General features: G+C 69.0%; 12 protein-coding genes. 8 read left to right on the forward strand and 4 right to left on the reverse strand.

Features of this window, described 5'->3' with window-relative positions; genetic code table 11:
- On the reverse strand, positions 1-189 hold a 189-nt coding region (locus J7E96_RS35970; RefSeq protein ID WP_215137987.1), incomplete at its 3' end, for a transposase.
- A 420-nt stretch (positions 190-609) separates the two neighbouring features.
- Positions 610-990 (reverse strand): hypothetical protein, encoded by a 381-nt coding sequence (locus J7E96_RS35975; protein ID WP_215137989.1) that lies wholly within the window; start codon positions 988-990, stop codon positions 610-612.
- Between the two features lie 66 nt (positions 991-1,056).
- Between J7E96_RS35975 and J7E96_RS35980 the strand changes: the two genes are divergently transcribed.
- Both J7E96_RS35980 and J7E96_RS35985 read left to right on the forward strand, forming a co-directional pair.
- A complete protein-coding gene (locus tag J7E96_RS35980) occupies positions 1,057-1,386 on the forward strand; it encodes a hypothetical protein (protein WP_215137991.1) in 330 nt (109 codons plus the stop codon).
- Between the two features lie 294 nt (positions 1,387-1,680).
- The gene (locus J7E96_RS35985; protein WP_251070927.1) at positions 1,681-2,967 is read left to right on the forward strand and encodes an aminotransferase class V-fold PLP-dependent enzyme; all 1,287 of its coding nucleotides are present in this window, start codon (positions 1,681-1,683) and stop codon (positions 2,965-2,967) included.
- Positions 2,968-3,092: 125 nt separating this feature from the next.
- On the opposite strand, the gene J7E96_RS35990 is transcribed toward J7E96_RS35985, so the two are convergent.
- Positions 3,093-3,920, reverse strand: a complete 828-nt coding sequence (locus tag J7E96_RS35990; protein WP_215137993.1) for a GntR family transcriptional regulator — start codon at positions 3,918-3,920, stop codon at positions 3,093-3,095.
- A gap of 192 nt (positions 3,921-4,112) precedes the next feature.
- Between J7E96_RS35990 and J7E96_RS35995 the strand changes: the two genes are divergently transcribed.
- The 6 genes from J7E96_RS35995 to J7E96_RS36020 all read left to right on the forward strand — a co-directional run bounded on the left by J7E96_RS35995 (position 4,113) and on the right by J7E96_RS36020 (position 10,644).
- The gene (locus J7E96_RS35995; protein WP_374196762.1) at positions 4,113-5,369 is read left to right on the forward strand and encodes an extracellular solute-binding protein; all 1,257 of its coding nucleotides are present in this window, start codon (positions 4,113-4,115) and stop codon (positions 5,367-5,369) included.
- Between the two features lie 25 nt (positions 5,370-5,394).
- The gene (locus tag J7E96_RS36000; RefSeq protein ID WP_215137997.1) at positions 5,395-6,375 is read left to right on the forward strand and encodes a carbohydrate ABC transporter permease; all 981 of its coding nucleotides are present in this window, start codon (positions 5,395-5,397) and stop codon (positions 6,373-6,375) included.
- 26 nt (positions 6,376-6,401) lie between these two features.
- Complete coding sequence (locus J7E96_RS36005) at positions 6,402-7,223, forward strand: carbohydrate ABC transporter permease (RefSeq protein ID WP_215138005.1); 822 nt, start codon at positions 6,402-6,404, stop codon at positions 7,221-7,223.
- An 8-nt stretch (positions 7,224-7,231) separates the two neighbouring features.
- Positions 7,232-8,746, forward strand: coding sequence for a beta-N-acetylhexosaminidase (locus J7E96_RS36010; protein WP_215137999.1), 1,515 nt, complete (start codon positions 7,232-7,234; stop codon positions 8,744-8,746).
- Positions 8,743-10,179 (forward strand): cellulose binding domain-containing protein, encoded by a 1,437-nt coding sequence (locus tag J7E96_RS36015; protein ID WP_308296296.1) that lies wholly within the window; start codon positions 8,743-8,745, stop codon positions 10,177-10,179. The genes J7E96_RS36010 and J7E96_RS36015 overlap by 4 nt, the downstream gene beginning before the upstream one ends.
- Positions 10,180-10,350: 171 nt before the next feature.
- Entirely contained in the window at positions 10,351-10,644 is a 294-nt protein-coding gene (locus tag J7E96_RS36020) for a hypothetical protein (RefSeq protein ID WP_215138001.1), read from the forward strand.
- 252 nt (positions 10,645-10,896) lie between these two features.
- Here the strand turns inward: J7E96_RS36020 and J7E96_RS36025 are convergent.
- A partial coding sequence (locus tag J7E96_RS36025) for an alpha/beta hydrolase (RefSeq protein WP_251070928.1) occupies positions 10,897-11,749 on the reverse strand: 853 nt, incomplete at its 5' end.

Consider the following 11,749-nt stretch of genomic DNA (forward strand, 5'->3'; position numbering starts at 1 on the left):
GTAGACCCGGTCCCACGGCCCGTACCGCTCCGGCACGTCCCGCCACGGCGTCCCGGCCCGGGTCCGCCACCGTATGCCGTCAATCAGCTGCCGCCGAGTCCACAGCCGCGGCCGCCCCGGTTTGCCGCCCACCGGCAGCAACGGCTCAAGCCTTGCCCACTGTGCATCCGTCAGATCTCCACGCGCCACACCATGATCATCACCGATCAAGATCCACTTTCGCAACAGACCCTAGTGGGAGCCGACGTGACGAAACGGTACCGGTGGAGCGCGGCAGCGGTGGGGGCCCTGCTCGCGGCCGCAGGGTGCAGCAGCAGTGGACAGACCGGCACACCGTCACCGTCGACTGCTGCCAGCACGGTGTGGTGATCCCGGAGCCACGGACTTGATTCTCAAAGTGACGTGAATGCCGGACCGACTGCTCTTGCCTGATCGCGGAATGCGGCTCACGCCAGACAGGTGGAATCACTCTCACCCAAACTGCAATCGCGCGGATCTCCCATCAACGGAGAGATGGGTCAAGCCAGTTGGCCCATCTGTCCGGCGACCGAGAGAGAGATTATGGGCTCTCCCTTCCTCACACAACGCTCCGGACCAAACCGGTTAAGTTTAGTTGCGGTTTTTATTTCGCAGAGGAACCGGCAGGCTTGCGCGGGGGATGTAGGCGGCGTCACCCGGCCGCAAGGTCAACGACCCCCGCTCTCCCCCGAGATGGGTCTTTCCCCGGGTGCAGAGGAGTGGAAGAGACGGAAGTCGTCGACCGGTGCGGGGTATGACGCGCTCACCTTCCTGGCCGTCGGCAGCGGGGCTCAGAACGCGCGTCAGCAGCACGGTGAAGCGGATGATCCTCAGCAATTCGGCGCTGTCGATGCGCTTGGGCGTCAGCCCGCAGCGCGGCACGTTGTCGGAGGCGGTCATGATCTCCACGCCCAGGCCGGAGAGACAGGCGTGCGGGATCCCCGCGCCGGGGGAGAGCACCTCGCCAGACATGAGCCGGACGTACGGAGTCGGAACGGCAGCCGGGGCCCGAAGCAGCTCAGGGCCGAGTGACCCAGCATGCCTGTCAACGACCCGCAGCCCCACCAGATGGCCGCACCCACGGCGGCGTTCCGACCGACCGCATCGCGCGCCGCAATGATGCGGTGGGCGTTCAACCGTGGTCGGATCATCGGCATGGACGCCGACGACAGCACCGCAGCCGTGGCGACGGCCCTGGATCAGCGCCGCGCCGCCCGACGAACCGTCGCCAGCTATGTCAGGAACTCCGCCGAGCTTGGTGTTTTCCTCGACATGCTCGATCTGCGCCCGGAGGCTGACGTACGGTACCGGGCTGGGGACGCAGACCAACGCGGTTTCAACGACGCAGAGCGCGGCCACGGTCAGTGACCCTCAGACGGGCAGAAACAGGCACGGGTCTCACCGGATGACGAAGAGGCGCGGCTCCGGTGGTGAGGCCGGCCTCCACTCTGCGGGCGCATGACCTCCGTCAGTGACACCACCCGTCGGCGCAACTCCCACAACGGCACCAGATGCCCGACAAGACATCGCTTCACAGACAGAGGCCCGTTTGGGTGATCGTGCTGTCGGCAACCGCGGCCACCTCGCGTAACGTCGTTATCAGAAGGGCACCGACAGCTATTCCGCCACCGCTCCGCCGGTCGCGGTGCAAAGGGGTGCTGGATGTCGATGACGAGTCGGCGCGGTCTGCTGGCGAAAACCGCGGGAGCGGTGGCCGTCACCCTCGTGCCCAGCTCCGGCGCGGCAGGGGTGGACACACCACGGGAGCGGCCGGTCACTACGGTCGACGGGCGTGTGGACTGGGACGCCTTGCGGGCGCAGTTTCGTCTGGAGCCGGGATGGGTGAACCTCGCGTTGTTCTACCTGGCCTCGCATCCGAAGGTGGTGCGGGATGCGGTGGATCATCTGAGGGCACAGGTCGACGCCAATCCTCTGTCGGTGCCCACGGGGATGGCGCTGCCCGATGGTCCGACCGGATGGCCCCGCGTACGCCAGGCGCTCGCGGCCTATCTGGGAGGCCGGGCCGAGGACATCGCGATGACGGCGAGCACGAGTATCGGGCTGGGTGTCGTGTACAACGGCGTCGTGACCCGTCCGGGACAAGAGTTCCTGTTGACGGAGCACGACCACGTCTCCCATCGCACCGCCGCCCAGTTGGCCGCCGAAAAGCATGGCAACACGGTGCGGCTGGTCTCCTGGTTCGCCGATCCGGCCACCGCGACGGCGGACGGCATCGCAGCGGCGGTCGGCGAGGCGATACGCCCGAACACCAGAGTCGTGGGGATCACCTGGGTGCAGTCCAGCACGGGGCTTCGGATGCCGGTGCGTGCGGTGGCCGAGGTGGTGCGCCGGGCCAATGAAGGGCGCAGTCCTGCCGACCGGTGCCTGCTGGTCGTCGACGGCGTGCACGGGCTGGCGGCAGTCGACGAGGATGCCGCCGGCCTGGGTGCGGACGTGGTGATCGCCGGAACGCACAAATGGCTGTTCGGTCCAAGGGGAACGGGGCTGGTCTGGGTGGCGCCGGACGTCCTCGAGCAGCTGCGGCCCACGTTCGTGAGCTTCATCAGCGGCGGAGGAGCAGCGCCCCTGTCGCCCGGCGGGTTTCTGGCGTTCGAGTATGCCTTCGCCCTACCGGTGGCGGTGGCTCTGCATGAGCAGCTGGGCCGAGCACGCGTGGCCACCCGGATCACACAGCTGTCGACCCAGGTGAAACAAGGACTGAGCCGCATTCGCGGGGTCACCGTGCACACTCCTGCCGACCCGGCACTGTCAGCGGGCATCACCTGTTTCAGCGTGGCAGGCCACACCCATCAGCAGGTCGTCGACCACGCTGCCGCCCACCGCGTGCGGCTGTCCACCTCGACCTACACGCGCATCGGCACCGCCGTGATCAACACTGCAGCAGAGATCGACACCGCACTCAACAGCCTGGCTGATCTCACCCGCTGAAAGCCGTTCTGGGCTTCCCCGGGGCGTCGCTGGGGCGTCCGGCACGGGGCCCCAGCGACGGGCAGGGAGATGGTGCCGACAGCGGCCGGCGACCCGCGGTGGTCGCCGCCGGTGGGTCGGGCCGGTCAGCGGGCGTCTCCTGTCGTCGACGACGTGATGATGTCCCCGTGTGCGAAGTCGCCCGGGGGAATGCCCGGGTGGTGGCTCTCGGGACGTGGATGTGGGGCAGTGGCGCCGAGGGCGAGTCGGGACACGATGCGGTAGCGGTCACCGCGGTAGACGGAGTGGACGTACTCCACGGGGTGGCCTGCGGCGTCGGTCGTGAGGCGCTCGATCAGCAGGGCGGGTGAGAGAACCGGAACGTCGAGCACACCGGCTTCGGCCTCGTTGACGACGGTCGGTTCGATGGACTGAACCGCCTGGTCCACGTGGACTTGATGGTGTTCGCGCAGGTGGTCGTACAGGTCTCCTGCCTCCAGTTCCTGCGGACTGAGCGAGGGGACCAGGTCAGCGGGGATGTGGAGGTGTTCGATCGCGATCGGCGTCCCGTCGACCAGCCGCAGCCGGGCGATGTAGACCACCTCGGCAGCCGGGGAGATGCGCAGTTTGCGGCCGATACGGGCACCCGCACGGATGGTGTCGAGTCGCAGCAGCCTGCTGGACCAGGTGCCGCCTGCCCGGGGTACGACAAAGGAGGCGTCGTCGGAGACGAGTTCCTGAATGATCTTGGCGGGGGCGACGAACATGCCGCGGCCGTGTTCGCGTACGAGCTGCCCGGTAGCGACGAGTTCGTCGACGGCGGCGCGCAGGGTGGGGCGGGAGACGCCCAGTTCGGCGCTGAGCGTACGTTCCGAAGGGATGGCGTCGCCGGGGCGGCGTACCTCGATCAGGCCGAGGAGGAACTCCCGGACCCGCTCCCGCTTGAGTACGGCACGTGAGGAGCTGCTCTCCATGACTCCGACCTCTCTGCCTCTTCGCTCACAACTGGTCTGGTGGTAAACGGCAGTTTAGGCGCTCGCCGCGCCCCCACCTACCGAAAAAGCCTTATTCCCCAGGGGGTTGACGCCCACATTGGTCTATGCCACCTTCGAGCCACATCGTTGCCCAGTTGACCAACTGGTCAACTCTCTCTCGAGGTGAATCCAGTGAAGATCCGCTTCATCCCCACCGCCGCGGCGCTCGCGGCCGCTTGTCTGCTCAGCGCCTGCAGTACCTCGTCGTCCGGCTCCGAGCAGGCGGCCGGTCCCGACACGCTGACCGTATGGATCATGAAGGACAGCGTCTCCGACGCTTACCTCCAGCGATTCGAAGAGGACTTCGAGCGACAGCACAAGGACACCGTCCTGGACATCCAGATACAGGAGTGGGACGGCATAGGCGAGAAGATCACCGCCGCGCTGGCGAGCACGGACTCCCCCGACGTGATCGAGGTGGGGAACACCCAGGTAGCGCAGTACGCGCAGAGCGGCGGCGTACTGGATCTGAGTGACAAGGTCGGGGAACTGCACGGCAGTGACTGGCTTCCCGGCCTCGCCGAGCCGGGGAAGATCAACGGCAAGCAGTACGGCGTCCCCTGGTACGCGGCCAACCGCGTCGTGGTCTACAACAAGGATCTCTTCACGAAGGCCGGGATCACCTCCCCGCCCAGGACCCGTGACGAGTGGCTGCGGATCACCGAAAAGCTGAACCGGGGCAAGACGCAGGGCATCTATCTGCCCGGCCAGAACTGGTACACCCTCGCCGGCTTCATCTGGGAGGAGGGGGGAGAACTCGCCGAGAAGAGCGGTGACCAGTGGAAGGGCTCGCTCGACACCCCGGAAGCTCTCCGGGGCATGGATTTCTACAAGCGGCTCCAGGCGCTGGGCAAGGGCCCCAAGGATTCCGACGAGGCCAAGCCGCCGCAGGCGGACGTATTCGCCAAGGGGGACGTCGCCCAGATCATCGCCGTTCCCGGTGGCGCCAAGATCGTGGAGCAGGCCAACCCGGCCCTCGCGGGCAAGCTCGGCTTCTTCCCGATACCCGGCGAGACGGCGGGCACACCGGGGGCCACTTTCACGGGCGGTTCGGATCTGATCATTCCCGCTGCATCCGCCCACCAGGACGCGGCGTACCAAGTGGTCAAGTCGCTCGCCGGGGAGAAGTGGCAGAGGGATCTGGCCAAGACCATGAGCTACGTGCCCAACCGGACGTCGCTGGCCGACGCCCTGGAGGACAACGAGGGCACCGCCGCCATGGCCGCGGCGGCCGTGCGAGGACGGGCGACGCCCAACTCCCCGCAATGGGCCGCTGTCGAGGCCACCAACCCGATCAAGGAGTACATGACCGCGGTGCTGACCGGAAGCGACCGGCAGAAGGCCGCGAAGGACGCCTCGGACGCCATCAGCAAGACGCTCAACTCATGACCGGGGCCCGGCCGGGGAAGAGAGCATGACGCGCCCCGCCACCCGCACCGGCCCGGACACCAGAGCAGCAGCAACAGCCCCGGCACCGGCTTCCGCTCCGGCCGGACGCCGACGCACCGTTCCCGGCGCCCTGTGGCCCTACCTGCTCATCGCACCCACGGTCGTCGGCATCGCCTTCCTGCTCGCCTACCCCCTCGCCCGCAATCTGCTGATCTCCCTCCAGCACTACGGGATGGCCGAACTGATCCGCGGAGGCGCGGACTTCGCCGGTCTGGAGAACTACCGGGAGATCCTGCGCGACGGCGAATTCTGGCAGGTCGTCCGGCGCACGCTGTGGTGGACCGGGATCAACGTCGTACTCATCATGGTGATCGGCACAGTCGTCGCGCTGATGCTCCAGCGGTTGGGCAAGCGGATGCGGACCCTGGTCCTGAGCGGACTGGTGCTCGCCTGGGCCAGCCCCGTCATCGCCACGACCACCGTCTTCCAGTGGCTCTTCTCCTCCCGCCTGGGAGTGGTCAACTGGCTGCTGGTGCGGCTGGGGTTCGACTCCTTCCAGGACTACTCCTGGCTGGCGCACGGGCCGGCGGCCTTCACCGTACTGGTCCTGTTCGTCGTGTGGCAGTCCGTGCCGTTCGTCGCCATCACCCTGCACTCCGCGCTGACCACGGTCCCCACCGAGCTCTTCGAATCCGCCCGCGTCGACGGCGCCGGCAACTGGCAGATCTTCCGCTCCATCACCCTGCCCGTCCTCAGGCCCGTCTTCGGGCTGATCCTGAGCCTCGAAGTCATCTGGGTCTTCCGGTGCTTCGCCCAGATCTGGGCCGTCACCAGGGGTGGACCCGGCGGAGCGACCACCACCCTGCCGGTCTACTCCTACCAGGTGGCCCGGTCACTGCACCGCTACGACCTCGGAGCCGCCGCGGCGACCCTCACCGTACTCATCCTGATCGCCGTGCTCATCCTCTACTTCCGTCAGATGTTCCGGCAGGAGGCCGAGCTGTGAGACCCCTCCCCGCATCCACGTCCGGCATGCTGCGGCGGCTGCCCCTGAACGCGGGCGCGCTCGTCGTCTTCGTGCTCTGCGTCTTTCCCGTGTACTGGATGGTCCTCACCGCCTTCAAGCCCACCCCCGACATCCAGGCCGAGACGCCCGTCTTCCTGCCCACCTCGCTGACGCTGGAGCATTTTTCCGCAGCGGTGAACGCCGACGGGTTCTGGTTGTTCTGGCGCAACAGCCTCATCGTCACGGCGGGCTGTGTGCTGCTTGCCCTGGCGGTCGCGATCGGCTCGGCCTTCGCGGTGGCGCGGCTGCGCTGGAAGGGCCGCCGCGGCTTCGTCCTGATGGTGTTCATCGCGCAGGTCGCGCCCTGGGAGGCGCTCCTCATCCCGATGTACGTCATCGCACGCGACACCGACATGCTCGACCGGCTCGCCACCCTCACCCTCGTCTACTTCATGATCACCCTGCCGTTCACCATCGTCACCCTGCGAAGCTTCCTCACCGCCATACCCAAGGAACTGGAGGAGGCCGCCCAGGTCGACGGCTGCACCCGCGCGGCCGCGTTCCGCAGGGTCACCTTCCCGCTCCTCGCGCCCGGCCTGCTCGCCACCTCGCTCTTCGGCTTCATCACCGCCTGGAACGAATTCGCCTTCGCCAACATGCTGATCATCAAGAACCAGGACGACCGCACCCTCCCGGTCTGGCTCTCCTCGTTCTCGAACGTCTTCGGCACCGACTGGGGCGCCACCATGGCCGCCTCCACGCTCTTCGCGCTGCCCGTCCTCATCCTCTTCCTGGTGCTCCAGCGCCGGGTCGCCACCGGCTTGGCCGGCGGCGCGGTCAAGGGATAGGAGGCACCGTGTTCCCACCGGCCACAGACCCCGGGCTCGTCCCGAGCCCCTCGAAACTCAGCAGGTCCGCCGGGGCTTTCACCCTCGACGACACGACGGCGATCCGCGTCACCCCGGGGGCCGGGCCCGCCGCCGCCCTGCTGCGCACCCTGCTGGCCCCCGCGACCGGCCTGCCGCTGCCCCTCGCCCCGGACGGCCGGATCGTCCTCATCCTCGACCCCGCCCTCGCCGGCCTCGGCGCGGAAGGCTACGGCCTGACCGTCAGCGGCAAAGCGGTGCTGCTGCGCGCCGCGGGCGCCGCCGGGCTGCGCCACGGTGTCCAGACCATCCGGCAGCTCCTGCCGGTCGCCGCCCTGGGGGCACACCCGGTACGCGGCGTGCGGTGGTCCGTCCCCGGCGTCGAGATCACGGATGTGCCCCGGTACGCCTGGCGCGGTGCGATGCTCGACGTGGCGCGCCACTTCCAGCCCGTCTCCTTCCTGCGGCGCTTCACCGACCTGCTGGCCCTGCACAAACTCAACGTGCTGCACCTGCACCTGACGGACGACCAGGGCTGGCGGATGCCCGTCGCGGCGTACCCCAGGCTCACGGAGGTCGCGGGGGTGCCGCACGGCGGCGCGTACAGCCGCGAGGAGTTACGCGATCTGGTGGTGTACGCCGCCGAGCGGGGCGTCACCGTCGTACCGGAGATCGAGATGCCGGGCCACGCGCGTGCCGCCCTGGCCGCCTACCCACACCTCGGCAACTTCCCCGAGCGGCGACTTGACGTGTGGAAGAGCTGGGGAGTGTGCGACACCGTTCTCGGCGTCACCGACGAGGTCCTCGACTTCTGCCGCACCGTGCTGGACGAGGTCCTGGACCTCTTCCCCTCGCCCTACATCCATGTCGGTGGCGACGAGTGCCCGACCACCGAATGGCACCGCTCCCCCGCCGCCCTGCGACGCGTGGCCGAGGAAGGGCTGGACGGCCCCGACGCGCTCCACGGCTGGTTCATGGAGCGCATCGGGAACTTCCTGACCGGGCGCGGGAGGCGGCCGCTGGGGTGGACGGAGACCGGTCACGACCTGCCCGAGTCCTTCGCCGTCCTGGCCTGGCGCGACGAGGTACACGGGCTGGCGGCGGCCTGCCGCGGTCAGCCCGTGATCATGGCTCCGCACCGTTCCACGTACCTCGACTACCCGCAGTCCGACCGCCCCGACGAACCGCCCGGCCAGTCGGGCGACGCAGTCGACCTGCCGGCCGTGTACGCGACCGAACCCGCACCCTCCCACTGGGAGACGGCAGCCGCCGCACGGGTGCTCGGCACCCAGGCGCAGCTGTGGACCGAGTACGTCGCCACCGCCGCGCACGCCGAGTACCTCGCCTTTCCCCGGCTGTGCGCACTGGCCGACACCGCCTGGTCCGGCGGCCACGACTGGCCCGGATTCCAGGCACGGCTGCACCACCACAGAACCCGGCTCGACGCTCTCGGAGTGCCGAGCCGCCCCTCCGCGATCCTTCGTCCTGAGAGGAACACCAAGTGACCAGCATCAACATCAGCAGGAGCAAGAGAGCGCGCACCACACGGATACGCGCGGCCCTGGCCGCCGCCCTCGTGGCCGGCCTCGGCTGCGCCACCCTGTCGGCGGCGCCCGCTGTCGCCGCCGGCGAGTCACTGACAGTCCAGTACCGGCAGAGCGCCGCCGGCAGCGACCAGGCCGAGCCCTGGTTCAAAGCCGTCAACACCGGGAGCGCCCCGGTCTCCCTCAGCCAGGTCAAGATCCGGTACTACTTCAAGGCCGACGCCGGCGCCTCGTACACCTTCGCCTGTTCCTGGGCGGTCAAGGGCTGTGCCAACATCACCGGCACCTTCGGCACCCTGGCCCGGCCGACCGCCACCGCCGACCGCTACCTGGAGATAGGTTTCACCGCCGGCGCCGGCACTCTCGCGCCGGGCGCGAACACCGGCGACATGCAGCTGCGCTTCCACCGCTCCAACTGGCAGCCGCTGAACCAGAACGACGACTACTCCTTCGGGCCCGCCCAGACGGCGTACGGGAACTGGTCCAAGGTCACCGCCAGTGTCGGCGGTACGCCGGTGTGGGGAACGGCGCCCGAGGGCAACGACCCGGGACCGGGCCCCGGCCCGACCGATCCGCCGACCGGGGGCGCCACCCTCTTCGACGACTTCAACTACACCTCGCACACCGATCCGGCGATCGGCGCCCACGGCTGGAGCGTGCGGTCCAACGCGGGCGGGCCGGGGGTGCCGGGCGCGACCTGGGCGGCGCAGAACGTCACCTTCGCCAAGGAGGGAACCAACTCGATCATGAACCTGGAGACCTCGACAGCCGGCACCCCTGAGTCCACGAAGCACACCGAAGTCCTCACCAAGGCAACGAAGTTCAAGAACGGGACCTACGCGGCCCGGGTGCGCTTCTCCGACGCGCCGAAGTCGGGGCCCGACGGCAACCGCGTCGTGCAGACGTTCTTCACCATCAACGACCTCAAGGCCCCGATGGCGGACGACTACGCCGAGTACGACTTCGAGTACCTGCCCAACGGCGGCTGGGGCGAGCCCGCCAACATCCTCTACACCACATCGTGGGAGACCTACCGGCCCGACCCCTGGGAGGCCGTCAACCAGCACTCGGAGTCCCGCACCAGCTACGCCGGCTGGCACGACCTCGTCGTCACCATCAACGACAGCAACATCACCTACTACGTCGACGGCCAGGAGTTCGGCCGTCACGACGCCCGCTACCTGCCCGAACGGCCGATGTCCATCAACTTCAACCAGTGGCTCATCGACCTCGCGGGCCAGACCAGCACCACACCACGCGCCTACGACCAGAAGGTCGACTACGTGCTGCACGTCAAGGACCAGGTACTGACTCCGGCCCAGGTCGCCACGAAGATCGTCGCTTATAGGGCGGCAGGCACAACCTTCGAGGACACGGTGCCCGCAAGTCAGTGACCACCCGCGGCGGGCGACTCCGCCAACCCGCTCTTCGAGCGCGGTGTGGGCCTTTCCTGCGAGAAGCGGTCTGGGGAGCGTCCCTCTGCTGATGGGCGCTCCCCGCGCCGGTCCCGGACCGCAGCCGACCGAGAGGCCGGGACAGCAACGCACGACCTTGCTCAGGAAAGGGTGCTGTGCACGCTCGACCATGCCGATGTGCTGATGCGGTACGGGGAAATCGCCGCCGTGGGGCGGCGGCTGGCCGTACCGTCCGGGGCGAGGGTGGTGGTTGTGAGCGGCCGTATGTTCCAGGCGGGCGTCACGACAGGCGTGGATGGGGTGCATCCCATCCCGTACGAGACCAGCGAGCGTTCTGTCGGGGCGCTGGACGACCGCGGGCTGCGCTTCGCGTACGCGATGATGCACCGGCTCATGCGACTCCCCGCCCCGCACGGACGCGGGGTGACGCGGAAGAGCCCATGACGAACAGCTACGCCGGCCCCGATGGCCACCTCGTCGAACGTAACAACGTCTTCGTCGGTGACACCGGCGAACCGGTCACCGGCGGGACTGTGGAGGACCGGCGGACTACTACGACTACACCGTCGACGACCCGCAGACGATCAAGGACGTCGTCATACGGGGCGCGGGCCCGGGCACCATCGGCCTCTAGCAGGGCGTACGGAGCCATTGCCTGCCCAGCCGCTTCGGCTGGGCAGGCAGTCGCATTGGTGGTTACGCCGCGGTGTGGGCGCGGGCGAATTCGAGAGACGTGTGGAAGCACCGCTCGACGTCCTCGTCGGACAGGCCGAGCCACGCGTGGTCGGCGCCGGGGACGGGGCGGAAGTCCACCTCCGTACCGGCGTCGCGCAGGGCGGCGGCGAGCTGTTCGCCCTGGGCCAGGGGGATCGCGGCGTCGTCGGTGCCGTGGAGGATGAGGAACGGCGGTGCGTCGGTGGTGACATAGGTGACCGGGCTGGCCGCTCGGGCGAGGGCGGGTGCGTCGGCGATCGCCGCTCCGATGAGCAGGGCTTCGCGGGTGTGCGGGTCGGCGGGGTCGTACGCGCCGGGCGTGGCCTGGGCGGGCATCGTGGTGAGGTCGGTCGGCCCGTACCAGGCAACGCAGCCGCGGACCGGGGCGGTGAGCGTGAGCAGGGCGGCGAGGTGGGCGCCTGCGGATTCGCCCCAGGTCACCAAACGGCCGATGTCCAGGCCGAGTTCACCGGCGCGGGCGCGGAGCCAGGTGAGGGCGGCGGTGACGTCGTCGAGTTGGGCGGGGAAGAGCGCCTCACCGCTGAGGCGGTAGTCGACGCTGGCGACGGCGAACCCGGCCTGGGCCAGCCGGGCGAAGGGTCCGGGCCGCCAGTCACGCATGCGCGGCCCCATGTCCCCGCGCGTACCGGTGCGCCAGCCGCCGCCGTGAATGTAGACGATGACCGGCAGCGCGCCCTGCGGCTCTTCGGGCAGCCACAGGTCGAGCTCCAGGGGGCGGGTGCCGGCCGGGGCGGAGTAGACGGCGCCGCGCAGCAGCCGTACACCCGGTACGGGGTACGCGGCGGGGGGCAGAGGCAGCCGGTCGGGGGCGGGC

Source organism: Streptomyces sp. ISL-96 (assembly GCF_018614035.1).
Taxonomy (GTDB): Bacteria; Actinomycetota; Actinomycetes; order Streptomycetales; family Streptomycetaceae; genus Streptomyces.

Coding starts and splice junctions, on each gene's coding strand:
- J7E96_RS35975 (WP_215137989.1), bottom strand. CDS start 990: ATGTCTGGCGAGGTGCTCTCCCCCGGCGCGGGGATCCCGCACGCCTGT.
- J7E96_RS35980 (WP_215137991.1), top strand. CDS start 1,057: ATGCCTGTCAACGACCCGCAGCCCCACCAGATGGCCGCACCCACGGCG.
- J7E96_RS35985 (WP_251070927.1), top strand. CDS start 1,681: ATGTCGATGACGAGTCGGCGCGGTCTGCTGGCGAAAACCGCGGGAGCG.
- J7E96_RS35990 (WP_215137993.1), bottom strand. CDS start 3,920: ATGGAGAGCAGCTCCTCACGTGCCGTACTCAAGCGGGAGCGGGTCCGG.
- J7E96_RS36000 (WP_215137997.1), top strand. CDS start 5,395: ATGACGCGCCCCGCCACCCGCACCGGCCCGGACACCAGAGCAGCAGCA.
- J7E96_RS36005 (WP_215138005.1), top strand. CDS start 6,402: ATGCTGCGGCGGCTGCCCCTGAACGCGGGCGCGCTCGTCGTCTTCGTG.